The sequence below is a fragment of the Marinomonas sp. UCMA 3892 genome (genome assembly GCF_012726345.1).
GTDB lineage: Bacteria > Pseudomonadota > Gammaproteobacteria > Pseudomonadales > Marinomonadaceae > Marinomonas.
In genome coordinates, this window is record NZ_PTXN01000021.1 from 1 (window position 1) to 22,787 (window position 22,787).

25 protein-coding genes and 2 tRNA genes are annotated in these 22,787 nt (G+C 40.7%); 20 read left to right on the top strand and 7 right to left on the bottom strand.

The genetic code is table 11. From position 1 onward, the window contains the following. Window positions 1-322 precede the first annotated feature (322 nt). The 3 genes from B6N13_RS20740 to B6N13_RS20750 form a co-directional block, all read right to left on the bottom strand. Complete coding sequence (locus B6N13_RS20740; RefSeq protein WP_012069876.1) at window positions 323-1,489, bottom strand: type III PLP-dependent enzyme; 1,167 nt, start codon at window positions 1,487-1,489, stop codon at window positions 323-325. 266 nt (window positions 1,490-1,755) lie between these two features. Beyond that, the gene (locus tag B6N13_RS20745) at window positions 1,756-2,175 is read right to left on the bottom strand and encodes a DUF6691 family protein (protein ID WP_012069877.1); all 420 of its coding nucleotides are present in this window, start codon (window positions 2,173-2,175) and stop codon (window positions 1,756-1,758) included. A gap of 10 nt (window positions 2,176-2,185) precedes the next feature. Next, window positions 2,186-2,584 carry a YeeE/YedE family protein gene (locus B6N13_RS20750; protein WP_012069878.1) on the bottom strand — a complete coding sequence of 133 codons (399 nt, stop codon included), beginning with the start codon at window positions 2,582-2,584 and terminating at the stop codon, window positions 2,186-2,188. 208 nt (window positions 2,585-2,792) lie between these two features. Between B6N13_RS20750 and B6N13_RS20755 the strand changes: the two genes are divergently transcribed. Both B6N13_RS20755 and B6N13_RS20760 read left to right on the top strand, forming a co-directional pair. Beyond that, window positions 2,793-3,263, top strand: a complete 471-nt coding sequence (locus tag B6N13_RS20755; protein ID WP_169460475.1) for a hypothetical protein — start codon at window positions 2,793-2,795, stop codon at window positions 3,261-3,263. Next, the gene (locus tag B6N13_RS20760; protein ID WP_169460476.1) at window positions 3,257-3,703 is read left to right on the top strand and encodes a TerB family tellurite resistance protein; all 447 of its coding nucleotides are present in this window, start codon (window positions 3,257-3,259) and stop codon (window positions 3,701-3,703) included. Before B6N13_RS20755 ends, B6N13_RS20760 begins: the two co-directional genes overlap by 7 nt. 73 nt (window positions 3,704-3,776) lie before the next feature. On the opposite strand, the gene B6N13_RS20765 is transcribed toward B6N13_RS20760, so the two are convergent. After that, window positions 3,777-4,361 carry a Fe-Mn family superoxide dismutase gene (locus B6N13_RS20765; RefSeq protein ID WP_169460477.1) on the bottom strand — a complete coding sequence of 195 codons (585 nt, stop codon included), beginning with the start codon at window positions 4,359-4,361 and terminating at the stop codon, window positions 3,777-3,779. Window positions 4,362-4,519: 158 nt separating this feature from the next. Between B6N13_RS20765 and B6N13_RS20770 the strand changes: the two genes are divergently transcribed. From B6N13_RS20770 to cysN, 3 genes are all read left to right on the top strand, one after another. After that, window positions 4,520-5,443 (top strand): hypothetical protein, encoded by a 924-nt coding sequence (locus B6N13_RS20770; protein WP_169460478.1) that lies wholly within the window; start codon window positions 4,520-4,522, stop codon window positions 5,441-5,443. A gap of 224 nt (window positions 5,444-5,667) precedes the next feature. After that, a complete protein-coding gene (cysD, locus tag B6N13_RS20775; RefSeq protein ID WP_012069883.1) occupies window positions 5,668-6,573 on the top strand; it encodes a sulfate adenylyltransferase subunit CysD in 906 nt (301 codons plus the stop codon). Window positions 6,574-6,591: 18 nt separating this feature from the next. Next, entirely contained in the window at window positions 6,592-8,205 is a 1,614-nt protein-coding gene (gene cysN / locus B6N13_RS20780; protein WP_169460479.1) for a sulfate adenylyltransferase subunit CysN, read from the top strand. 64 nt (window positions 8,206-8,269) lie between these two features. Here the strand turns inward: cysN and B6N13_RS20785 are convergent, their stop codons facing one another. Next, complete coding sequence (locus B6N13_RS20785; protein WP_169460480.1) at window positions 8,270-9,010, bottom strand: siderophore-interacting protein; 741 nt, start codon at window positions 9,008-9,010, stop codon at window positions 8,270-8,272. Window positions 9,011-9,020: 10 nt separating this feature from the next. Next, the gene (locus B6N13_RS20790; protein WP_169460481.1) at window positions 9,021-9,467 is read right to left on the bottom strand and encodes a MarR family winged helix-turn-helix transcriptional regulator; all 447 of its coding nucleotides are present in this window, start codon (window positions 9,465-9,467) and stop codon (window positions 9,021-9,023) included. A gap of 198 nt (window positions 9,468-9,665) precedes the next feature. Here B6N13_RS20790 and B6N13_RS20795 point away from each other — a divergent pair, with 198 nt between their 5' ends. From B6N13_RS20795 to nadA, 14 genes are all read left to right on the top strand, one after another. Then, window positions 9,666-10,157 (top strand): GreA/GreB family elongation factor, encoded by a 492-nt coding sequence (locus B6N13_RS20795; protein ID WP_012069887.1) that lies wholly within the window; start codon window positions 9,666-9,668, stop codon window positions 10,155-10,157. Between the two features lie 189 nt (window positions 10,158-10,346). Beyond that, window positions 10,347-12,119 carry an aspartate--tRNA ligase gene (gene aspS, locus B6N13_RS20800; protein WP_169460482.1) on the top strand — a complete coding sequence of 591 codons (1,773 nt, stop codon included), beginning with the start codon at window positions 10,347-10,349 and terminating at the stop codon, window positions 12,117-12,119. 160 nt (window positions 12,120-12,279) lie between these two features. Next, window positions 12,280-12,837, top strand: a complete 558-nt coding sequence (ruvC, locus tag B6N13_RS20805) for a crossover junction endodeoxyribonuclease RuvC (protein ID WP_169460483.1) — start codon at window positions 12,280-12,282, stop codon at window positions 12,835-12,837. Then, complete coding sequence (gene ruvA, locus B6N13_RS20810; protein ID WP_012069890.1) at window positions 12,834-13,436, top strand: Holliday junction branch migration protein RuvA; 603 nt, start codon at window positions 12,834-12,836, stop codon at window positions 13,434-13,436. Before ruvC ends, ruvA begins: the two co-directional genes overlap by 4 nt. A 3-nt stretch (window positions 13,437-13,439) precedes the next feature. After that, on the top strand, window positions 13,440-14,453 hold the full coding sequence (gene ruvB, locus B6N13_RS20815) for a Holliday junction branch migration DNA helicase RuvB (RefSeq protein ID WP_169460484.1): 1,014 nt from the start codon (window positions 13,440-13,442) through the stop codon (window positions 14,451-14,453). Window positions 14,454-14,462: 9 nt separating this feature from the next. After that, on the top strand, window positions 14,463-15,143 hold the full coding sequence (gene tolQ, locus B6N13_RS20820) for a protein TolQ (protein ID WP_012069892.1): 681 nt from the start codon (window positions 14,463-14,465) through the stop codon (window positions 15,141-15,143). Further along, window positions 15,143-15,571, top strand: a complete 429-nt coding sequence (gene tolR, locus B6N13_RS20825) for a protein TolR (protein ID WP_012069893.1) — start codon at window positions 15,143-15,145, stop codon at window positions 15,569-15,571. Before tolQ ends, tolR begins: the two co-directional genes overlap by 1 nt. Continuing rightward, window positions 15,571-16,512 carry a cell envelope integrity protein TolA gene (gene tolA / locus B6N13_RS20830; protein ID WP_169460485.1) on the top strand — a complete coding sequence of 314 codons (942 nt, stop codon included), beginning with the start codon at window positions 15,571-15,573 and terminating at the stop codon, window positions 16,510-16,512. The genes tolR and tolA overlap by 1 nt, the downstream gene beginning before the upstream one ends. Beyond that, window positions 16,512-17,810 carry a Tol-Pal system beta propeller repeat protein TolB gene (gene tolB / locus B6N13_RS20835; RefSeq protein ID WP_012069895.1) on the top strand — a complete coding sequence of 433 codons (1,299 nt, stop codon included), beginning with the start codon at window positions 16,512-16,514 and terminating at the stop codon, window positions 17,808-17,810. The genes tolA and tolB overlap by 1 nt, the downstream gene beginning before the upstream one ends. A gap of 19 nt (window positions 17,811-17,829) precedes the next feature. After that, a complete protein-coding gene (gene pal, locus B6N13_RS20840) occupies window positions 17,830-18,408 on the top strand; it encodes a peptidoglycan-associated lipoprotein Pal (protein ID WP_012069896.1) in 579 nt (192 codons plus the stop codon). After that, window positions 18,408-19,196: a tol-pal system protein YbgF gene (gene ybgF, locus B6N13_RS20845; RefSeq protein WP_169460486.1), complete on the top strand. Its 789-nt coding sequence runs from the start codon at window positions 18,408-18,410 to the stop codon at window positions 19,194-19,196. Before pal ends, ybgF begins: the two co-directional genes overlap by 1 nt. A gap of 41 nt (window positions 19,197-19,237) precedes the next feature. Further along, window positions 19,238-19,313 (top strand) — tRNA-Lys (locus B6N13_RS20850). A 29-nt stretch (window positions 19,314-19,342) separates the two neighbouring features. Then, a tRNA-Lys gene (locus B6N13_RS20855) sits at window positions 19,343-19,418 on the top strand. A gap of 41 nt (window positions 19,419-19,459) precedes the next feature. After that, on the top strand, window positions 19,460-20,506 hold the full coding sequence (gene nadA / locus B6N13_RS20860; RefSeq protein WP_169460487.1) for a quinolinate synthase NadA: 1,047 nt from the start codon (window positions 19,460-19,462) through the stop codon (window positions 20,504-20,506). Between the two features lie 21 nt (window positions 20,507-20,527). Here nadA and B6N13_RS20865 read toward each other — a convergent pair whose 3' ends face one another. After that, complete coding sequence (locus tag B6N13_RS20865) at window positions 20,528-22,042, bottom strand: hypothetical protein (protein WP_169460488.1); 1,515 nt, start codon at window positions 22,040-22,042, stop codon at window positions 20,528-20,530. A 111-nt stretch (window positions 22,043-22,153) separates the two neighbouring features. On the opposite strand from B6N13_RS20865, the gene B6N13_RS20870 reads away from it, so the two are divergent. After that, window positions 22,154-22,720 carry a nitroreductase gene (locus B6N13_RS20870; protein WP_012069900.1) on the top strand — a complete coding sequence of 189 codons (567 nt, stop codon included), beginning with the start codon at window positions 22,154-22,156 and terminating at the stop codon, window positions 22,718-22,720. The last annotated feature ends 67 nt before the right edge of the window (window positions 22,721-22,787 follow it).

Here is a 22,787-nt window from a genome sequence, read left to right on the forward strand (position 1 = left end):
GTTAACAATGCCACCCTCAAACACAGCCTAGGTCTGACTGAGTATCGGGCTTTGCGCTATTTTGCACGCTTACCCACCTAAACTGCCGAAGCAGGTTCACTTGCGTTGTGTACTGTTAACTTCCTATCGCTTCCTTCAGACCCTGCCGTTGGCCAGCAACGCCCTTGCGATTCGGATTCTCTTCCCCCCAGTCGGGGTGAGACAGGTTTCTTACAACCTGACGGGTTTGCCAGCTTCGCTGGGCAAACAAAAAAAGCCTCAGAAAATGCATTTCTGAGGCTTCTTTTCTAGCTATAAAGCGTATTACTTATAAAAAAAGTACTTACAAGTAGTATGAAGCCAATGGCGGGAAGCCGTTAAATTCTACTGCGCTGTACGTTGTTGTATAGGCACCAGTAGATAACCAGTACATGCGATCACCAATAGCCAAATTCAGTGGTAGGCCATACTTGTAGTTTTCATACATAATATCGGCGCTGTCACAGGTTGGACCAGCGATAATAACTTCTTCTAGCTCGCCACCTTTTTCAACATGAATCGGGTATTTGATGGATTCATCTAGCGTTTCAATAAGGCCAGAGAATTTACCAACGTCAGTGAACACCCAGCGATTTAATGCGGTGTGTGATTTGCGAGAAATCAAAACCACTTCGCTTACTAGAACACCTGCGTTAGAGATCAAAGAACGGCCTGGCTCTAGAATAATGCGAGGTAAATCTGTTCCAAAGTCTTCTTCTAAGAAACGGGTAATTTCTTCTGCGTAGGTTGCAAGATCATTAGTACGAGCAATATAGTTTGCAGGGAACCCACCGCCCATATTGATCATCTCTAATACGATACCGTCTTCTTCTTTAAGGCGTTCAAAAATTACTTTAACACTAGCGATCGCAGCATCCCATGCACCGATATCTCGTTGCTGAGATCCAACGTGGAAAGAAATGCCGTAAGGAATCAATCCAAGTTCTTTTGCAAGTACCAATAAGTCCATTGCCATGTCTGGACGGCAGCCAAATTTACGAGAAAGTGGCCAGTCAGCTGTTACTGTGCCTTCAGTCAAGATGCGAACATAAACGCGAGAACCTGGAGCGGCCTTTGCGATGTTACGCAAGTCTGCTTCAGAATCTGTTGCAAACATACGTACACCTTTTTCATAAAAGTAACGCACGTCCTTTGCTTTCTTGATGGTGTTGCCGTAGCTCACTTGATCGGGAGAAATGCCGCCGATTGCAAACAGCTTGTCCAACTCGTAGCGTGACGCTACATCAAAGTTTGAGCCACGGTCGCGAAGTAGAGTTAAAATTTCTGGAGCTGGATTTGCTTTTATAGCATAAAAAATATCAGCAACAGGAAAGCCTTTGGTTAACTCTGTATAAGCTTCATCAATAATGTCAGTATCGATAACAACAAAAGGGGTGTCTTTGGTTTCAGCAAACGCTTTAAAACGGGCAAAACGCTCAGGTGTGTAGAAAGAATTGACGTCGATAGTCATGGGCTAAAGGCTCCTTAATTATGCAAAACATAAACCGATTAAATAAGTAAACGCCTTTACCTTCTCCCGTCCTACTTATGGCTGTTACTTATCCGGCGGCAAGGCCTTAAGCGACTAGCGCAGCAGTTGAAGCGGTGCGGATTATGTTCAGCAATGACGCGGGCGAAATTTAAGACGCAAGCCGTCTTGGGTCAAGTATTTTTTCATATTTTAGACTAAAAAAAAGAGACTGCAAAAGTCTCCTTTTTATTTAGGGATTTCTAGGTCTATTTTTGAGTGATGCGAGTCTGGATGTAATGTAACCCACTGCCAGCAATTAAAGCCGCCACGAAGTAAAAACCTTCGCTTGGGTTATTTACTAATGCCGTTAATCCAGGCCCAGGGCAATAGCCACTAATTCCCCAACCAATGCCAAAAAGCGATGCACCTATGACGAGTTTTGCGTCGATATTGCGCAGCGTAGGAACCTGCCATTTACTGGCCAGCAACGGTGTTAAGCGTTTTCCTTTAATAACATAGCCAATCATTCCAACTGCAATGGCGCTTGCCATTACAATGATTAAAGAAGGGTTCCAATCACCGAAAATATCTAAAAAGCCAATAACGACAGCCGGATTGGTCATTTCGGAAAACGCCAACCCTAAGCCAAATAATAAGCCAGCAGCGAGTGTAATAATTGCGTACATAGATTTTCTCCTAATTAAGCGCAGCAACTGTGATAATAGCCGCAGTCATGAAGACCAAAGTGGCTACTATTGAGCGAGGGGAAAGTCGCGATATACCACAAACGCCGTGACCACTCGTGCATCCACTCCCGAGTCGTGTCCCATAACCAACCAGTAGACCGGATACAATCAAAAGAAGAGGGCTTCTTGTTTCCGGAAAAGCAACAGTTTGTTCTGTTAGAATTCCATAAGCGCTACCACCTATTATTAGTCCTGCTATGAATAGAAATGGCAAATAACGTTCTTTGCTAAAAAGTAACTGAGATAATATCCCACTAATGCCGATCACTTTTCCGACACTGAGAAGGTAGATTGTGGTTGTGAGACCTATTAATAGGCCTCCTACGAGAGGGTTAAACATTGTATCCATAATTAGATTCCTTTAGTTTATATAAGATTATTCTAATTTACATTAATAAGAAAAGTCTAATGTAATATTGTAAATAAAACTTTATTTACCTAGATAAAAATAAGTTATATGGAATGCTTGGTGGGCTGCCTGTTGCACAGTCTTTACCTATTAGCTTGCAGATATTAAAAAGCACCCGCTGTATTCTTATAAACCTAAGGAGTCTCATATGAGCAAATTGTGGCTAGGTGCTTGTGTTGACGAAGCCAATTATGTATTTCTGTTGCCAAACAGACCTATTTTGCCGACACCAGTCGATATTGTTTTTTTAAAGAAGCCTGATGTTTCTATCTTAATTGAGTTAAATGGTAATCACTGGCGTAAAATTTTCACTATCATGGCAAAACTAACAGTCCCTAGTTATGATTCATGGAAAGTCTTTCGCGATAAAGAGCTGTTTACTAAAGTAGGTATTGCGTTTTCTTTAGATCAGCTTCATGACTATAAAGGCGTTGTTTTTATTGTCGGAAATACATTTAGAAACGAGCGGCCTGTAGTGAGTTCTGCGCAAGAGATCGGCGAAGTGCACACTTCTTTTGTTTACCTACCGTATGTTTGGTGTCCATATCTAGATTATAGGCAATTTCCTAATATTCTAATTGAAGCTCTGCGTGAGTATATTTTGGAGAAAAAATGCTAAAAGCTTTAAAAAGTCTTTTCAGTCTTCCTGTAGAGCAGGGAGAGCAAATATCTTATCAGAAAGCTGTAGCGGCTTTACTGATGGAGGTTATGCTGGCTGATAATGAAATAAATGAGCAAGAAGAAGGCCAAGTGAAGCGCTTCCTGCGTGAGGTAAGTGAGTTGGGAGATGACATAGATACTCTCTATGAAGAGGCTCGCTCTGGCGTAGATCAAGCCAACGATCTTTATCAGTTCACTAAAGTAATTAATGAAACCGCGACTCTAGAGCAGAAGATGTTACTTCTAAAAGCACTATGGCGTGTTGCGCTTGCTGATGGTGATATTGACTCTTATGAAGATCATCGTATCCGTACAATTAGTGAATTGTTGTTTATGCCGCACTCTGAGTTTATTCAAGCAAAACTATTTGTATTGGATGAAATGAAATGGGATAAATGAAAGGCAAAAAAAACGCGGCAATGGCCGCGTTTTTGTTTTAGTCTTATTCTACTTTATTAACGAAAAGATAGAATTAAGCTGCGAAGTTTGCTGCTGCAAATTCCCAGTTAGCTAATGCCCAGAAGCCTTTTAGGTAATCAGGACGAACATTGCGGTAGTCGATATAGTAAGCGTGTTCCCAAAGATCCACAGTAATGATAGCCGTTTGACCATTGGTCATTGGGGTAGCTGCGTTGCTTGTATTCACGATTTCTAGAGAGCCGTCAGCGTTTTTAACCAACCAAGTCCAGCTAGAACCGAAGTTGTTAACTGCTTTATCATCAAATGCTGCTTGGAATTCTGCGAAAGAACCCCATTTTGCGTTGATTGCATCCGCTAGAGCGCCAGTAGGCTCGCCACCGCCATTAGGGCTTAGGCTGTTCCAGAAGAAAGTGTGGTTCCAGATTTGTGCTGCGTTATTGAAAACTGGGCCAGCTGGAGCAGATACAATGATCTCTTCAAGTGATTTATTTTCGTATTCAGAACCAGGAACTAAGCCATTTAATTTAACAACATAAGTGTTGTGATGCTTACCATAATGGTACTCAAGCGTCTCAACAGACATGTGAGGCTCTAGTGCGTCTTTAGCATAAGGAAGAGCGGGTAATTCAAAAGCCATTTCTATTCTCCTTGCTTTTATTTAACGAAAAATGCTTGTTATCAAGCAGTTAATGGTGCTTATATAGTAGCATTGAAGAACTTAAGATAACATTCTTTAGGACTGTTCAATAACTAATTTCCATAATTTCTATTAATAGTGACTATATAAGATTTTCCATGCGTAGAGACGATGATGTTGAGATCCCAAGCCTGACTCTGGATCAAGATGAAGTCAGCGATAGAAGGCCATCCAGTGCAACAGTACAAAAAGGCCATACCACTCCCACTCCAGCAAAACCAGCCCATGCGCCTACTATTGTTCATAAAAAGCCTAGCCTGGCGGGTATTTATATTTTATTGATACTCATTTTAATGGCTTCGGCCGGTGCTGGGTATTGGTTATGGCAACAAAATATGCAGCTGCGTAATGAACTGTATGGTGCAAAAAGTGAGATTCAAAATTTGGATCATCAGCTTCTCGCGGCTGATGTTTCGGCTAATAAGCAAGGTCAAACCTTAGAAGAGACGTTGAAGAATCACGAGAGTGAGATTCGTAAGCTCTGGGGGGTTGCTTACGATACTAATAGAAAGTCGATAGCTACTAATGATGCAGCGATTGATGAACTTCAGAAAAAACTTTCATCATTACGAGATACTGTATCGACTCAATCTAAACGCATTGCGGTACAAGCTGAAGCCTTTAATGAGGTCGAGGCTGGTTATAACAAACTTGTTCCCTCTGTTGCTTCTATAGATGAAGCTGTGAAAGCAATTGCAACGAAACAAGATGATCAAGCAAAACGATTACAGTCATCCGAGAAGCAGATTCTTGCTCAAGCAGGACAAAATGAAGCTCAAGCCTTGAGTTTGGATCAGATTTCGCAGGACTTATCAGCTTTGCAGAAAAAAGTAGCTGTTATAGAAAAACGCACATCAGATACAAGTTCTACAGATGTGGCGAAAATTCAAGACACATTGGCTAAGCATCAAGATGCGATTAACTCGAGTGATGCATTTAGGACTCAGGTCAATGGTGAAATTATCCGTTTACGTAAGCAGATTAATCAGCTCATGCTAGAGCAACAACTAAGCTCTCAGTAATTTACTTCTAAAAACAGAAAAGGCCGATTTTATCGGCCTTTTCTGTTTTTAGTACTGTTACTTATCCTTTTAAGGTTTTCTCTTCGCGATCGCTATAAAGGTTTTACTTATAAAGCTTTTTTAATATGCATATTCTACTAAAGTCTAGATGAGGTGCTTTTTATAACCTAAAGGCATGTTATAGTTCAAAAAATGCTGAAGCCTGACAACAGAGATGGGAAATTATGACAGAGGCAAGACTTACTCACCTAAAACAGCTAGAAGCCGAAAGTATTCATATTATACGTGAGGTAGCTGCTGAATTTGATAACCCAGTAATGCTTTATTCAATTGGTAAAGATTCTGCAGTGATGCTGCATCTTGCCATGAAAGCGTTTTATCCTGGTAAGCCACCGTTTCCACTAATGCATGTGGATACTGGTTGGAAGTTTAAAGAAATGATCACTTTCCGTGATGAAATGGTTTCCAAGCTTGGTTTGGAATTAATAGTTCACCAAAACCAAGAAGGTGTTGAGCAGGGTATTGGGCCGTTTACGCATGGTAGCTCAAAGCATACTGATGTGATGAAAACCCAAGGTCTTAAGCAGGCTTTAGATAAATATGGCTTTGATGCTGCATTTGGTGGAGCACGCCGCGATGAAGAGAAGTCTCGTGCCAAGGAACGGGTTTATTCTTTCCGTGATAAACAGCATCGTTGGGACCCAAAAAACCAGCGCCCAGAATTATGGAATATTTATAATGGTAAAGTTAATAAAGGTGAGAGCATCCGTGTGTTCCCTCTATCTAACTGGACTGAGCTAGATATTTGGCAATACATATATTTAGAAAGCATTCCAATTGTTCCTTTGTATTTTTCAGAAAAACGTCCTGTTGTTGAACGTGATGGTACTTTGATCATGGTTGATGATGAACGCATGCCTTTAAACGGTGAAGTGCCTGAGATGAAGTCCGTTCGTTTCCGTACGCTAGGCTGTTACCCATTAACAGGGGCGGTTGAATCCGAAGCGGCAACTTTGCCTGAGATTATTCAGGAAATGTTGTTGACTAAAAGTTCAGAGCGTCAAGGGCGAATGATTGACCACGATTCATCTGGGTCAATGGAAGAGAAGAAAAAACAAGGCTATTTCTAAGTTTGGAGTAAAGAAAGAATGTCTCACCAATCAGAATTGATCAGCCAAGACATACTTGGTTATTTGAAACAACATGAAGAAAAAGACTTATTGCGTCTTCTTACTTGCGGCAATGTTGATGATGGAAAAAGTACACTCATCGGCCGCTTACTTCATGACTCAAAATTGATCTACGAAGATCATTTAGATGCGGTAAAACGTGACAGTAAAAAATCTGGCACACAAGGCGAAGAAGTCGATTTGGCTTTATTGGTTGATGGCCTTCAAGCTGAGCGTGAGCAGGGCATCACTATCGATGTGGCTTATCGTTATTTCTCAACGGAAAAACGTAAGTTTATTATTGCCGATACGCCGGGGCATGAGCAGTATACTCGCAACATGGCGACAGGTGCGTCCACTTGTGACCTTGCCATTATTCTGATCGACGCTCGCTATGGCGTGCAAACTCAAACACGTCGTCATAGCTACATTGCTTCATTGTTAGGCATTAAGCACGTTGTTGTTGCGATTAATAAAATGGACTTGGTTGAATTCTCTGAAGATAAATTTAACCAGATCAAAAATGATTATTTAGCATTTGTCGACCAACTTGGTGATCGTAAGCCTGAAGATATTTATTTTGTTCCAATGTCTGCATTACGTGGCGATAACGTAGTAAATGCTTCTGAAAGCACACCTTGGTACCAAGGTGGACCATTGATGTCCATTTTGGAAACAGTGCAAATTAATCGTGATGTTAAACGTGACGCTTTTCGCTTTCCAGTGCAGTATGTTAACCGTCCTAACTTAGACTTCCGTGGTTTCTCAGGAACTATTGCAGCTGGTGTGGTTAAGCCAGGTGATAAAGTTGTGGCTTTGCCTTCTGGTAAAACCTCTACCGTTGAAAGAATTGTAACCTTTGATGGCGATCTTGAAACGGCTAAGGCTGGTCAGGCAGTCACTATTACTCTAGAAGACGAAATAGATATTAGCCGTGGTGATATGTTGTCCCATGTTGGACAAGAACCACTTATTGCAACAACTCTAAGATCGTCCATTGTTTGGATGGCTGATCAGCCGCTGGTGCCAGGTAAGTTGTATGACTTTAAGCTTGGTACCCAAACAGTTCCAGGTAAAGTGCATCATTTTAACCATCGTGTTGATGTTAATACGCTTGAAGTGAGTGAAATTGATGCATTGGAGTTGAATGGTATCGGTGATGCGGTAATTCAGTTTGATGCGCCAGTTGCATTTGATGAATACACGGATAGTCGATTTACTGGTGCTTTGATCATCATTGACCGTCTAACCAACGTAACAGTAGGTGCTGGCATGGTTGAAGAAGCCGTGGCGGAGCTTGATCAAGATACTGTTGTTAGTGCAGAAGATCGTGCAGCACGACTTGGACAAAAGCCAGCTGTTATTGCATTAGCAAATAGCGTATTGGCACAAAGTGACGCGCTTGAACGTTTATTATTGCGCCAAGGTGTTGTGGCATTGGTTAAGGCTAATGCGACGGCGCAAGAAGCAGTATTGGTTCGTCAAACTGGTGTAGTTTTTTTAGTGGCTGATGCTTCGATAGCTGATTCTCAAATTACTGAATCTTCATTGGATGAAGTGGTAGATTTGATTGCTGAAAGCGTCCAGTTATAACTCAATAAAAAACAAAAAAACCAGCTCCGTGAGCTGGTTTTTTTGTTTTTAGCTCAAACTTGTTTCACGCAGTTGCTTCTGTATCTATTCGCTTGACTTCTTTGTGCTGATCTTCGTTGCTACCTAATTTCCAGTAGCTAGAAATATAGAAATTTTCTTTTTCAATCTTTAGGTCATTTTTAAAAAATGAGCGCAATGTTTTCATGCAGCTAAATTCACAAGCTACCCAAACAGATAAACTACCTTCAAGCCAAGATAATGACTGAACTTGATCCAACAGTAGGCTGGGATTTTCTCCTGGGTGAGGATTAATAACCCATTTTAGTTCAATGCCAGAAGGGTGCTTTAAAGGCTGAATGTCTTCTTTTGAAATTACTTCGAGTATTGCATAGCCTTTGGCATCTTGAGGAAGCTTTGCTAAATTCACACTAATTGCAGGCAGTGCGGTCATATCTCCTACTAGAATTTGCCAATCAGTAGACTTTTCAATAAGTTTCTTTGGGCCGGGTCCTCCAACTAAAATAATATCATTAGGTTGAGTCTGCTTTGCCCATGAAGATGCTGGGCCACTATCTTCATGTAGTACGAAGTCAATGTCTATTTCATCGGCACGTTGGTTGCGAATAGTATAAGTTCTTACTAATGGTTTTTGATCGCCTCTTGGAAAAATAAGCTTCACATAGCCACTTTCTTGGTCCTCCGGGATGGTCTGTATATTCTCGCCGCCTAGTGTTACTCGTAGCATATTTGTTGTTACATGTGATTTTCTAATAACCGTTAGCTCACGCGGAAGTGGTCTACTCATTTTTAGCTCCCTAATTTTGATTGTCGCAAGGCGGAGATTGATCAAGATTGTTTACCATTATTTCCGAAATGCGAGTGAATTCTTCTATCTGTTGTTCTGTTAAGTTTTGTGTCATGTTTTCGGCGGCGGTTCGGTCTAACATCATAATTTTGTTAAGCAAATCTGCGCCATTCATAGTGAGACTTAATAACTGACTGCGATGATTGTCGGGACTGCGAATTTTTTCAACGTAGCCTGATTCAACTAATTCCTTCAACACTCGAGTAATTTGTGATTTATCTAGTGAAAGTCTATCTGCGATATCCTTTGCACTACATTTTTCAATCTTATTAATGCACTTTAGTGAGCGTATGTGACTAACGGGGATTGAAATACCTGACTTAAAAGCGGCTTCACGCAGTTGCTGTCGATAGTGATGCATCAACTTATGAAGTGACTCGCCAATATTTTCTTTCATCTAGCCTTCTTTCTGGTTATGTTTTTATATGAGAACGATTATCAATATAATACTCTTAGTTGACATTGTCAACTAAGAGTATTGGTGAGTGTATTTGTGACATTTCATAGAATGAGTTACCAAGCGGCAGTTAATGGTTTTTCTTATTGAGGTGAATCATTACAATGCGATGATTGAAATTAAATATATCGAAACATAATGAATAAGCACGATGTGCATAAAGCAGTTACCGCAGCGTTGTTAGGTCGCTATGAAACAGCCAAATGGGCTGCTAAGCAGGCTCACGAGGCCGCTACAAATGAAGAAAGTGTGGCGGAAAATAAATACGACACTTTTGGTTTAGAAGCTTCTTATTTGGCTCATGGGCAATCGCAGCGAGTGTTGGATTGTGAAAAAGACTGGTTGCTTTTTGAGAAGAAGCAGCCCGCTTTAATCAAGGAAGAGGGTGTAATTGATTTGTGGTGTCTAGTTACATTAACAGAGCTTGAATCTTCATGTGGCACTGAAAAATATTTTTTCATTTCTCCTTGTGCTGGTGGACTCACCATCGAAATAATTGAAAAGAAGGTTTGTCTTGTAACGCCATTTAGTCCAGTTGGTAAAAAGTTACTTGGTAAAGTTGTCGGTGATGAGGTTGAATTACTCCAGAATGGTAAGCAAATGGCTTATGAAATAACCACTATTGAATAAAGCTAGCATTGTGAAGGACAAATTTGGCTCAAGCTCTAGAGAGTCAGACTCTGTTCGCATATAATGCTTTGCCTTAAAATATTCTGTTCTTCTATTTGATATATAAAATTCAGTTTACATTACTGACCGAATAGAAAACGTTCTAAGAAAAAATCACTCTCTTACTGAGAAAGTAATAGGAAAGAAATTATGCGCAGCCATTATTGCGGCGAGTTAAATGCTTCTAACATTTCACAAGAAATTACCCTTTGCGGTTGGGTTCATCGTCGTCGTGACCACGGCGGAGTTATTTTCTTAGACGTTCGTGACCGCGAAGGTATTACTCAGGTTGTTTTCGATCCAGATCGTGCCGAAAGTTTTGCTCTTGCTGACAGCGTTCGTAATGAATTTGTTGTTAAGCTTAAAGGTTTAGTGCGTGCTCGTCCTGAAGGCACAGTAAACCCAAATATGAATACCGGTGAAATCGAAGTATTAGGGACGGAACTTGAAATACTAAATGCTGCAAAAACGCCACCATTTCAGCTAGATGAGCACCAATCAGTAGGCGAAGATGTACGATTAAAAAATCGTTTCATCGATTTACGTCGCCCTGAAATTCAACAAAAAATGCGTTTCCGTTCAAAAGTAACATCTGTATTACGCCGCTACTTAGATGGTAATGGTTTTCTAGATATCGAGACACCTATTCTAACTCGTGCAACGCCAGAGGGTGCCCGTGACTATTTGGTACCAAGCCGAACGCAGCAAGGTAGTTTCTTTGCATTGCCTCAGTCTCCACAGTTGTTTAAGCAATTGTTAATGGTGTCTGGTTTTGATCGTTATTACCAAATCGCAAAATGTTTTCGTGATGAAGATTTGCGTGCGGATCGCCAACCAGAGTTTACTCAAGTGGACATCGAAACATCGTTCATGAGTGAACAAGAAATCATGGCAATGACGGAAGAAATGATCGTTGGCTTGTTTAAAGAGCTAATGGATATTGATTTGGGAACTTTCCCTCGCATGCCTTATTCTGAAGCAATGGAAACTTATGGCAGCGATAAGCCGGATCTTCGCATTCCGCTTACAATAGTAACTGTTTCTGATTTGATGGCTGGCGTTGATTTCAAAGTCTTCTCTGGCCCAGCGACGGATCCTAAAGGTCGTGTTGCCGCTCTTAAAGTGCCTGGCGGTAACGCCTTAACTCGTAAGCAAATTGACGATTACACTAAATTTGTTTCGATTTACGGTGCGAAAGGCTTGGCTTACATCAAGGTTAATGACAAATCTAACCTTGAAGAAGGTTTGCAATCTCCGATTGTTAAGTTCCTTCCAGTTGAAGTTCGTGCAGCTTTGCTTGAGCGCTTGGAAGCTGAAGATGGTGATTTGATTTTCTTCGGTGCGGACTCGGCTAAAATAGTAAATGAGGCACTTGGTGCATTGCGTTGCAAGCTAGGTGATGATTTGAACCTATATACTTGTAAGTGGGCACCTTTGTGGGTTGTTGATTTCCCAATGTTTGAAGAAACAAGTGATGGCGGAATTACAGCGATTCACCATCCATTTACAGCGCCGTCTTGTTCTCCAGAAGAACTAAAAGCAAGTCCATTGACTGCGCTTTCGCAAGCCTATGACATGGTTCTAAACGGTACTGAGCTTGGCGGTGGTTCTATTCGTATTCACCAGTCATCAATGCAAGAAACAGTATTTGAACTACTTAATATCACTAAAGAAGAGCAAGAAGAGAAGTTTGGTTTCTTATTGGATGCGCTTAAGTTTGGCGCGCCACCACATGGTGGTTTAGCCTTTGGTCTAGATCGTCTTGTGATGCTAATGACTGGTTCTAGTTCTATACGTGATGTTATTGCTTTCCCTAAAACGCAAAGTGCTACTTGTCTATTGACTCAAGCGCCAGGCGAAGTAAGCGAGAAGCAATTAAAAGAATTGAATATCCGCATTAGAAAACCTGTTGTTGAATCATAGAAATGACTCTTAAACTTATTCTAAAACAGTAAGTTATGTTAAGGGATTGAAAGAAAAACGTAAAAGGCCGCTTATTAGCGGCCTTTTTTATGTTTTGCCATTGCATACTTTGTAAAGGGCTGTTGAAATATACAGTAATTATAAAAGGCATAGAAAAGTCATGGCCACGACTAGAATTTTAGCAATTGACCCCGGTTCCCGAATAACAGGCTTTGGGATTGTTGATGTTACAAATGGAAAATCTATTTACGTAAGTAGCGGTTGTATTCGATTACCGGATGAGGCGCTATCAGTTAGGCTTAAATATATTTTTCAAAATGTTTCAGGGTTATTAGAAGAATATAAACCAAATGAATTTGCTATCGAGGAAGTGTTTCTGGCCAAGAATGCTAATTCGGCGTTAAAGCTAGGTCAGGCAAGAGGGGCGGCTATTGTTGCTGCGTCTCTTCAAGAACTTGAGGTGCATGAATATGCTGCTCGAAGAGTTAAACAGTCGGTTGTCGGGAATGGCAATGCAGATAAAACGCAAGTTCAAATGATGGTTCAGCTTTTGTTAAATTTGACCTCGAAGCCTCAGGCTGATGCAGCTGATGCTTTAGCAATTGCTTTGTGTCATGCTAATACTCGAACTTCTGGCGGGCTGGAGTACGGTGTCGGAAAACGAGCAGGGCGCACTTCTAAGCGGTGGACAGAACAAGACATAAGGAAAACTTTGTGATCGGACGAATTGTCGGCACTTTGATAGAGAAAACCCCTCCAGAGCTGATGGTTGATGTTAATGGTATTGGCTATGAAGTTAGTGCTTCTATGACCACTATTTATGATTTACCTCAAATCGGAGGGCAGGTGACATTATTTACTCACCTATTGGTTAAAGAGGATTCGCATACTCTTTATGGCTTTATCGATAAAAATGAGCGCGCTTTATTTCGGGTTTTAATTAAAGTAAATGGTATTGGTCCAAAAATGGCGTTGGCAATTTTGTCGAGCATGTCATCTGAAGAACTGATTACCAATGTTCAGGAGTCTGATGTGACGGCATTAACGCGCATTCCTGGAGTAGGCAAGAAAACGGCTGAGCGACTCATTATTGAGTTAAGAGATAAGCTTGGTCAGGCGGCAAAAACTGATTTGTTTTCAGCTCCTGCGGTGTTGCGTCAGGTGCAAGCTGACCCTAGACAGGAAGCAGAAGCGGCTCTCATATCTCTTGGATATAAACCACAAGAAGCAGCGAAAGCTATTGCGGGTGTTCCAGTGGATGCCGCTAATAGTGAAGATGTAATTAAAGCTGCTTTAAAAGGGATGTTAAGGAAATAAATCATGATTGAACAAGATCGTATTATTTCTGCTGAACTTAAAGGTAATGATCGTCAAGTAGATCGGGCAATACGTCCGCAGGTGCTTGCTGAATATATTGGTCAGCCCGTTGTTCGAGAGCAGATGGAAATTTTTATCCAGGCTGCAAGGCAACGTGGAGAGCCATTAGATCATACGTTAATATTTGGGCCTCCAGGTCTAGGAAAAACTACTCTTGCTAATATCATTGGCAATGAGATGGGAGCTGAGGTAAGAACAACTTCTGGTCCAGTTCTTGAAAGAGCTGGTGATTTAGCCGCGCTACTAACAAACTTAAATGAAGGTGACATTCTATTTATTGATGAAATACATAGATTAAGCCCAGCAATTGAAGAAGTGCTTTATCCTGCTATGGAAGATTATCAGCTGGATATAATGATTGGCGAAGGTCCAGCTGCTAGATCAATTAAAATTGAACTCCCGCCATTTACACTTGTCGGAGCAACTACACGAGCAGGTCTACTGACATCTCCACTGCGAGATCGTTTTGGTATTGTTCAGCGGTTAGAGTTTTATGATGTTGAATCATTGACAACTATTGTGGCTCGCTCGGCTGGAAAAATGGGTGTGGAGCTTGATCAGTCTGGTTGCTTCGAAGTCGCCAGAAGGTCAAGGGGGACACCAAGAATAGCAAACCGCTTGCTGCGTCGTGTCAGAGATGTTGCTCAGGTGAGTGGCGAGGTGCTCGTAGGGCAAAAAGTTGCTCAAAGGGCGCTAGATATGTTAAGTGTAGACAGTCAGGGCTTTGATCACTTAGACAGACGTATGTTATTGACTATGATAGAAAAGTTTGACGGGAGACCAGTTGGTCTAGATAGCGTCTCTGCCGCATTAGGTGAAGACAAAGATACTATTGAAGACGTCATTGAGCCGTTTTTAATTCAGCAAGGCTTTATCATCAGGACGCCAAGAGGTCGTCAGGTTACGAAGCGTGCTTATGAACATTTTAATTACCAACTACCTTCAGATTTTAAATAGAGGTTCATAATGTCAATTTGGGGACTTATCGCCAGTGCTAGTTTTGTTGTTCAGCTTGTGATGCTGATACTGCTAGCTGCTTCCATTTTTTCATGGATTGTAATATTTCAAAGAATTCGTGTTTTGAAAGAAGCAAAAAAAGTGCGTACTGCATTTGAGGAAAGTTTTTGGTCGGGCATCGATCTTAGTCAGCTTTATCGCAAGCTCACACAAGAAGGTCGTAAAGTGGAAGGTATGGAGAATATCTTTACCTCAGGTATTAAAGAATTCACTCGATTAAGACAGAGTCATAATGTTGATCCAGAAGCCATTATGGATGGTGTTCAAAGAGCAATGCGAGTAGCACTTTACCGGGAAGAAGAAAAGCTAGATCAACATCTACCATTCTTGGCAACAGTGGGTTCAACGAGTCCTTACATTGGTTTGTTTGGTACTGTTTGGGGCATTATGCATTCCTTTATCGGTCTTGCAGAAGTTCAACAAGCAACGTTGGCAACAGTTGCACCGGGTATCGCTGAGGCTTTAATTGCGACAGCTATAGGTTTAGCTGCAGCCATTCCTGCTGTAATTGCTTACAACCGGTTTTCATCTACAGCTGAATCTTTAGGTTCTAGTTATGAAAACTTTGCAGATGAATTTACTAGCATTCTACATCGCAAGGTGCATGTTAGAGAGGGAGGCGCTGTATAGTGGCTCGCTCAAGAAGAAGAAACAAACGTCGCCCGATGGCTGAAATCAATGTGGTTCCCTATATTGATGTCATGCTCGTACTTTTGGTGATTTTTATGATTACTGCACCAATGTTGACTCAAGGGGTTGATGTTGAACTGCCAAACGCAAATGCAGCGCCAATTCAAGATACAGAAAATGATGTTATGATTGCCTCTGTTGACTCTAAAGGTAAGTATTATTTAGATGTTGGCGGTAAGCAAGAATCAATCGCTTTATCTCAAATACAAGATAGAGTAAGAAAAGTATTAAGCCAAAACCCAAAGATGTCTGTATTAGTAAGAGGGGATAAAAACGTTCCTTATGGCGATGTCATTGGTCTTATGGTTACACTGCAAAGTGCAGGGGTTCCAAATGTAGGTTTAGTGACTGAGCCGGATAAAAATTAATGAAGTGGTTACGTAGTGATAGTTATAGTATCCCAACCGTGCTGGCTATAGGTTTACACGTTGCTATTGTTGTGGCAGGTTTTGTTGCTATTGATTTTAGTGATAATGAAATCCCAAAACCTAAGCGACCACCTATTGTTAATGCTACTGTTGTTGATGTCTCTCAAACAATCATAGGTAAAAGAGAGTCTGATGAAAAAGCAGCAAAACAACAGGCCGCAGCATTAGCAGAAAAAAAGAAAAAAGAAGCTGAGCAGGCACGCAAAAAAGAAACGCAACGTAAGGCATTAGAGGAAAAGCAAAAACAGCTTGCTCAAGCTAAACAGGCAAAAGAAAAAGCAGAGGCTGAAAAGCAAGAAGCTGAAAGAATGAAAAAAGCAGCCGAACAAAAGCGTATTGCTCAAGAGGCGGAAAGTAAGCGTTTGGCTCAGGAGCAGGCCGATAAAAAACGTTTAGCTGAAAAAGAAGCCAGTGAGAAGAAAAAACAAGAGCTTGCTCGTAAGGCTGAAGCTGATCGGTTAGCTGAAGAAGAACGAAAGCGTCAAGAAGAAGCCGCTAAATTGGCGGAGAAAAAGAAAGCTGAAGAGGCCGCTGCCAAAGCTGCCGCAGAAGAGGCTATGCAGCGAGCTGCTGATGAAGCTCAAATGGTTCAGTCTATCAGTGGGCTAATAAATGATAGGGTTACTGCAGCTTGGATTCGCCCTCCAAGCGCTCGAAATAATATGAAGGCTCAATTGCGTATTTATTTTTTGCCAAATGGTGAGGTTATGAATGCTCAAATTACGAAAAGTAGTGGAGATGCTTTATTCGATCAAAGAGCAGTTGATGCTGTTTACAAAGTAAGAAAGATAGAAGAGTTATCGAAAGTAGACTCGTATGTTTTTGAACGTAATTTTCGTCAGGTAGATTTAATTTTTAACCCGCAAGATTTGAGAAACTAATGATGTTTAAAAAATGCTTGAGTGTTTTATTCACTTGCTTAATATTTATAAGCTCAGCTAGAGCCCAATTAGTTATTGAAATAACAAGTGGTGCAGATCAATTATTACCTATTGCTGTTGTGCCTTTTGGCTATGAGGGTGTGGATGCATTGCCTGAGGATATTGCTCAAATTGTCGAGGCTGACTTAGCCCGTAGCGGTTTATTTCAGCCAATTCCTCGCTCTAATATGTTAAGTATGCCATCAAAAGAAGCGGATGTTTTTTATAGGGATTGGCGACTTTTGAAAAGTGATTATGTTGTTATTGGCGCAATAAAAAAACTACCTAATAATCAATATCGGATTGGTTTTGAGTTATTGAATGTTTTAAGTCAGAAGCCAGTGCAAAAACATAGCTCTATTGATGTTAGTGCCAGAAACTTTCGTGATGCTGCTCATTATATTAGTGATAAAGTTTACGAATTATTGACAGGTACAAGAGGCGCATTTAGTACTAGAATATTATATGTTACTGCAGAAGGAGATAAAAAGGCTCCACTGTTTAAATTGCAAGTTGCAGATGCTGATGGGCATCGCCCTCAGGTTGTTGTCGAATCTAAAGAGCCAATATTATCTCCGTCATGGAGTATGGATGGTAGAAAAATTGCTTATGTAATGTTTAGAAATCGACGCCCAAATATTTTCATTCAAGAATTAGCAACTGGGAAGCGTCAACAGATTGCGCAATTTAGAGGGTTAAACGGTGCACCAGCTTGGTCACCTGATGGAAAAAAATTAGCACTGGTTCTTTCTAAAGATAATAATCCTGAAATTTATACTTTAGACATCGCCACACAGAAACTTGAGCGTATGACAAACCATTATGCTATAGATACCGAACCAAGCTGGGAGCCAGATGGTAAGGGAATTGTATTCACATCTGATCGAGGCGGAAATCCGCAGATATATCGATTAGATGTAAATAGTAAGCGTGTAGAGAGGGTTACTTTTGAAGGTGACCTAAATACCAGAGCGAGAATGACGCCAGATGGTCGTTATCTTGTAACGGTTCAAAAGAATGATGGTAATTATCATATTGCGCTTCAAGATATGAAAACTGGCCGAGTTCAAATTCTCACAGAGACTTACTTAGATGAATCGCCAAGCATTGCGCCAAATGGTAGCATGGTGATGTATGCCACAACCTATCAAGGAAAGGGTATCTTAGCCGTAGTATCCGTTGATGGGCTTGTAAAATATAGGTTACCATCAGCTGACGGAGATGTACGTGAACCATCTTGGTCCCCGTATTTCAAATAAAGACATTGAGGAGTGAATAATGAGTGTAACAAAACTAGGTAAGTTTGCTGTAATTGGTTTGTCTGCAGCTTGGATTGCAGGTTGTAGCACAACAGCAACAGATACTGATTCTTCAACTGTTGCTGAAGATGCCAATTCTACTGAGCAAACAAATGGAGCTGCTGAAAACACTGATCAAGCATTCGGTGCTGGTCAAGGTGATGCAATGACAAGTGTTATTGTTGAAGAAGAAGTTACCACGAATGATAATGGTATGGATTCTTTAGCTGGTGTTCAAACCGTATTCTATTTTGATTTTGATAAATCAATTGTGCGTCCAGAATCTCGTGAAGCTCTAGCAAAGCACGCTGAATACTTAGTATCACACCCAGATGCACGTATAGTATTAGAAGGTCATGCTGATGAGCGTGGTACTCGCGAATACAACATGGCTCTAGGTGAGCGTCGTGCTAAAGCAATTAGTCGTTATTTGACAATCCAAGGTGTTGCTGCTTCACAAATTGAAACAGTTAGCTTTGGTGAAGAAGTTCCTGTTGCCTTCGGTCATGACAGTAACGCTTGGCAGTTAAACCGTCGAGTTGAAGTTCGTTACGAATAATGAACCCTAAAGTCGTAAGAATTCGCTCTTTCGCAATGGCGCTGTGTTTCACAGCGCCATTTGCGCTAGCTGAAGCTCAAATGGCAAGTGGCGGGCTTTCCCCCAATGCCGCTGCAGACCTACTCTTTCAATTGGAAACACTGCAACAGGAGGTTCAAAGCCTTCGTGGACAGTTGGAAAATCAAGGTCATGAATTAAAGCTAATGAAAGAGAACCAAAGAGATCGCTATATTGATCTTGATAAACGTATATCTTTACTTATGTCTGCATCTGCGAGCGAGCCAAAGTATTCTTCTGCTCCAGCGCCAAGAGTAGAGCAATCGGTTACTCAAACGTCGGTAGAAAAAGTAAATAATTCAACTAATACGTTAGTGGCTTCGCCTTTAGCGCCGATTAGTTTGCAGCCACCAACTGCGCAAGCTCAACAAGCTTATAATGATGCTTATAATTTAATTCGTCAGAGAAACTTTGATGAAGCGGAAACCGCATTTTCAAAGTTTGTTAAAGACTATCCTGACAACTCTTTAACAGGGAATGGTTATTATTGGTTGGGAGAAGTTAAATTGGTTCAAGGTAAGTCTAAGGAAGCAATAGAGGCATTTTCTACTGTTATTCAAAACTTTCCAGGACATAGCAAAGAACAAGATTCATTATATAAGTTAGGTACGGTTAGCGATCAGCTTGGTGACACAGCAAAAGCTAAGTCCTATTTACAAGATGTAATTAGACGTTTTCCCGATAGTAAAGCTGCTAAACTAGCTGCAGGGTATTTGAGTAAAATTAAATAACTTGCATTTCTCAGCGGGCTCTGTAATATACGCAACCCGTTGGGTCGTTAGCTCAGTTGGTAGAGCAGTTGACTTTTAATCAATTGGTCACTGGTTCGAATCCAGTACGACCCACCAACTTCTTTTTATTCCTTTTTGTGATTTTTGGGTCGTTAGCTCAGTTGGTAGAGCAGTTGACTTTTAATCAATTGGTCACTGGTTCGAATCCAGTACGACCCACCAAAAACACTCATTCCGCTCCCAGTTTCTTAAGGGGTAATGATATGTCCGAACTTTTTGATAAAGCAGCACTTCGCAATACAGTTCAAAAATATTTGTCTGAAGCAGAAAAAAGTCTTGAAATAAAATCTGTCGACGACGATCAAATTCGCGACGAGATCAAGTCTTTACTTAAGCAAAAAAATGCCGTGTTAGTTGCTCATTACTATACTGAAGATGCGATTCAAGAGCTCGCAGAAGAGACTGGCGGAATAATAGCAGACTCATTAGAGATGGCACGTTTTGGTGCAAATCATGATGCTAAGACTCTTGTGGTTGCCGGCGTTAAATTTATGGGTGAGACCGCAAAAATACTGAGCCCAGAAAAAACTATTTTAATGCCTACACTTGAAGCAACATGTTCACTGGATATTGGTTGCCCGATCGGCGAGTTTTCAGCTTTTTGCGACCAACATCCAGATAGAAAAGTGGTTGTATATGCAAACACTTCAGCTGCAGTTAAAGCGAGAGCGGATTGGGTCGTAACCTCTAGCATAGCTTTAGATGTTGTAAATCATCTTGTAGAGCAGGGCGAAAAAATTATTTGGGCACCCGACCAGCATCTAGGTGGTTATATCCAGCGTGAAACTCGCGCAGATATGATTCTTTGGGATGGCGCCTGTATTGTTCATGAAGAGTTCAAAGCAAAAGGTATTTTGGATCTAAAAGCGATATATCCAGATGCTGCAGTACTTGTTCATCCAGAATCTCCAGAAGCGGTTGTTGAGGTAGCTGATGTTGTAGGCTCTACATCTCAGTTGCTAAATGCGTCAAAGAATATGCCAAATGATACCTTCATTGTCGCCACAGACAGGGGTATTTTTTACAAAATGAAGCAAGCATCACCAAATAAACGTTTCGTAGAGGCCCCTACGGCTGGCTCTGGCGCAAATTGTCGTAGTTGTGCGCATTGTCCTTGGATGGCATTAAATAGCTTGGAAATGCTTCGTAACTCGCTCAGAGATAGCTCAGGTGAAATTCATGTGCCTGAAGAAACCAGAATTAAAGCTTTGATTCCGCTACAGCGAATGCTTGATTTTCAGGTAAAGTAGTTGATTTTAGTTTAGGGGTGGCTAATTATTTAGCGTCCCTAAATATTTCATTTCTAAATCTGAAAATGCCAACTGAAGGCGATCGCATTCAAGGCTTTTTTTATTATATGTGGCTCTAAGAGTTTGATAATCCTTGCTTGATACCATCTCAGATAATTTCTTTTTTAGCTCAGTAGTTGTATGAACTAGCTGTCTATTTTTTTCCCTTTGCTCTAAAAGAGGTTTTGGCTGACTTCTAGAGCCATGAACACCAGTTAATCCAAGCGTCTCTATTTTTTGCTTTAATTCATTATTAGTATTTTCAGCAGACTCTAATTCTTGCGCCAATAGAGTGACGCAGGTTTCTGATTCTTGGAGTAAGCGTTCTAGCATTTTTGCATCTTTATCTTGTTCTATAAGACTAACTGATGACATGTTTTCAAGTGCAGTGTTTAAGCCATCACGCAATGAGCCAAGGGTTTCTTTTTTATTGGCACTTAAAGCTTGTAAATTACCAATTGCTGTTTCATTACTTTTGCTTAACTGCTTTTCTAATTCAGCAAGTTTTGCATCTTTCACGCTAATATCTTGTCTTAGTGAAGCAATGGATAAATTTGAAGTTTCAAGTTCTGCTTCTAATTGCAGTATTAGTGTTTGCGATTCTTTAGACATGCGCTCCATTTTGGTTATGGCAACTTTTTGGGCCTCTATGGCTGCATGTGTATTCTTGTTTTTATAGGCTTTATCTATTTCACTTTTAAGTTGCTCAATTACCATTTTTTGCCGATCAGAGAGGCTGCTTAAGCTAGAAATTTGTTTAAAGGAAGCATCGCGTATCGCTTTTTCTTGTTTTTGAGCGGTTGGGATCTGCAAATTGAATTCGGCGCTACTTCCTGTATGTTCCGATTGTTTTTGTTCTAATTTTTTAATTTTTTTCTGTATATCATCAATTTCAATCTGTAGGCGCCGCTGTTCTGCTTTTTTTATTTCTAGTTGCTTTAAGCGTCTTGTTGCCCGATCAATATTTTTGCGTAAATCTTCATTTAACAAAGTTTGGTTTTTTGAAAGTGACTCTTTAGTGATTAGTATCTCGGTTGCTTGAAAAAATTCGTCTTCCATCTCCTTTAGATTTTGATGTAATTCTTTAGGGTTGGTTGTTTGTAATTTAGGTGCTGACAATGCATACAATAAGCTTGATAAGAAACGATTTAATATGGGCGTTGGTTTTTCACTAACTTGATTTAACAAAATAGCTCTTTCAGCTTTAAGTACCGTCCCCCAAATTTTCAACCTGTTTATTTCATGCGGATCTAGCTTACCGGGTACGATAGACTGTGCTGCAAAATTAATCTGCAAATCTAAGTAATGAGCCAATCCCTTATAGGCACCGGAGTCATCTATTCCATCAGTAGGGTCTAAAGTCTCCTTGGAGGAGGCGTCAGTCTGTTTTTCTAATTTCTTTTTGGCAAGTGAGTGAGACAGCCATAAAAAAACACCATTGGCCAATAGTAGGAAGGTACTTAACTCAAGCAGCGCCCAAATCAACCACTTTGACATAAAAAACTCCTAGACCCTAAAGTAATAAATATGATATCCATTATCATTAAACTATAGCAAATCATTATTTTAGCTTGCTGTTTTTCTTATGTTAGCGGAATTAAATATTTTATGAGTAAAGAATTTATAACATTCATGCGTAATCGTGTATCACAGCCAGTACTTAACTCACCAGCGCCATCCGAAAGTGAATGGGAATTTATTCTGAGTGCTGCCAGTCGCGCTGCGGATCATGGGAATCTTAAACCGTGGCGTTTCTGTATTTTTGAGGGGGAGGGGCGCGCAAAGCTTGGCCAGATTTATTGGCATCATGCTTTATCTGAAGTTGAACTGATGCCTAGGAGTAAGGAGGATGCTTTTGTTAAAAAAGCATATCGAGCTCCAGCCGTTTTGCTAATCTATGCGCGAATTCAGGATCACCCAAAAGTCCCTCCAATAGAGCAGATTATGGCTGCTTCTGCGGCCGCTCAACAAGTTTTATTAGGATTAAATGCACTTGGTTATGGCGGTATATGGCGCAGTGGTCCAGCTTGTTTCACTCAAAAAACAAAAGACCTTTTATCACTAGAAAAAAATGATCAAATAATTGGGCTAATTTATGCTGGAACGCCAAAAGAAGAATCAACCTTTATCCCAGAGGTAGAGCTTGGTGCTCATTTAAAATGGGTAAGAGATTAATTTTTAAGACGATTTTGATAAAAACTAGTTGCAATTCTTTTTCCTCATAACTAGAATACGCGCACAA

What these genes read in the sequence shown, in the direction of transcription:
- cysD (WP_012069883.1), top strand. Translation starts at nt 5,668, where the DNA reads ATGACAGAGGCAAGACTTACTCACCTAAAACAGCTAGAAGCCGAAAGT.
- ruvB (WP_169460484.1), top strand. Translation starts at nt 13,440, where the DNA reads ATGATTGAACAAGATCGTATTATTTCTGCTGAACTTAAAGGTAATGAT.
- B6N13_RS20770 (WP_169460478.1), top strand. Translation starts at nt 4,520, where the DNA reads ATGCGTAGAGACGATGATGTTGAGATCCCAAGCCTGACTCTGGATCAA.
- nadA (WP_169460487.1), top strand. Translation starts at nt 19,460, where the DNA reads ATGTCCGAACTTTTTGATAAAGCAGCACTTCGCAATACAGTTCAAAAA.
- B6N13_RS20760 (WP_169460476.1), top strand. Translation starts at nt 3,257, where the DNA reads ATGCTAAAAGCTTTAAAAAGTCTTTTCAGTCTTCCTGTAGAGCAGGGA.
- B6N13_RS20755 (WP_169460475.1), top strand. Translation starts at nt 2,793, where the DNA reads ATGAGCAAATTGTGGCTAGGTGCTTGTGTTGACGAAGCCAATTATGTA.
- pal (WP_012069896.1), top strand. Translation starts at nt 17,830, where the DNA reads ATGAGTGTAACAAAACTAGGTAAGTTTGCTGTAATTGGTTTGTCTGCA.
- B6N13_RS20870 (WP_012069900.1), top strand. Translation starts at nt 22,154, where the DNA reads ATGAGTAAAGAATTTATAACATTCATGCGTAATCGTGTATCACAGCCA.
- B6N13_RS20765 (WP_169460477.1), bottom strand. Translation starts at nt 4,361, where the DNA reads ATGGCTTTTGAATTACCCGCTCTTCCTTATGCTAAAGACGCACTAGAG.
- B6N13_RS20745 (WP_012069877.1), bottom strand. Translation starts at nt 2,175, where the DNA reads ATGTACGCAATTATTACACTCGCTGCTGGCTTATTATTTGGCTTAGGG.
- B6N13_RS20740 (WP_012069876.1), bottom strand. Translation starts at nt 1,489, where the DNA reads ATGACTATCGACGTCAATTCTTTCTACACACCTGAGCGTTTTGCCCGT.
- tolB (WP_012069895.1), top strand. Translation starts at nt 16,512, where the DNA reads ATGATGTTTAAAAAATGCTTGAGTGTTTTATTCACTTGCTTAATATTT.
- B6N13_RS20865 (WP_169460488.1), bottom strand. Translation starts at nt 22,042, where the DNA reads ATGTCAAAGTGGTTGATTTGGGCGCTGCTTGAGTTAAGTACCTTCCTA.
- ybgF (WP_169460486.1), top strand. Translation starts at nt 18,408, where the DNA reads ATGAACCCTAAAGTCGTAAGAATTCGCTCTTTCGCAATGGCGCTGTGT.
- tolQ (WP_012069892.1), top strand. Translation starts at nt 14,463, where the DNA reads ATGTCAATTTGGGGACTTATCGCCAGTGCTAGTTTTGTTGTTCAGCTT.
- B6N13_RS20790 (WP_169460481.1), bottom strand. Translation starts at nt 9,467, where the DNA reads ATGAAAGAAAATATTGGCGAGTCACTTCATAAGTTGATGCATCACTAT.
- B6N13_RS20795 (WP_012069887.1), top strand. Translation starts at nt 9,666, where the DNA reads ATGAATAAGCACGATGTGCATAAAGCAGTTACCGCAGCGTTGTTAGGT.
- tolA (WP_169460485.1), top strand. Translation starts at nt 15,571, where the DNA reads ATGAAGTGGTTACGTAGTGATAGTTATAGTATCCCAACCGTGCTGGCT.
- cysN (WP_169460479.1), top strand. Translation starts at nt 6,592, where the DNA reads ATGTCTCACCAATCAGAATTGATCAGCCAAGACATACTTGGTTATTTG.
- ruvC (WP_169460483.1), top strand. Translation starts at nt 12,280, where the DNA reads ATGGCCACGACTAGAATTTTAGCAATTGACCCCGGTTCCCGAATAACA.
- aspS (WP_169460482.1), top strand. Translation starts at nt 10,347, where the DNA reads ATGCGCAGCCATTATTGCGGCGAGTTAAATGCTTCTAACATTTCACAA.
- B6N13_RS20750 (WP_012069878.1), bottom strand. Translation starts at nt 2,584, where the DNA reads ATGGATACAATGTTTAACCCTCTCGTAGGAGGCCTATTAATAGGTCTC.
- B6N13_RS20785 (WP_169460480.1), bottom strand. Translation starts at nt 9,010, where the DNA reads ATGAGTAGACCACTTCCGCGTGAGCTAACGGTTATTAGAAAATCACAT.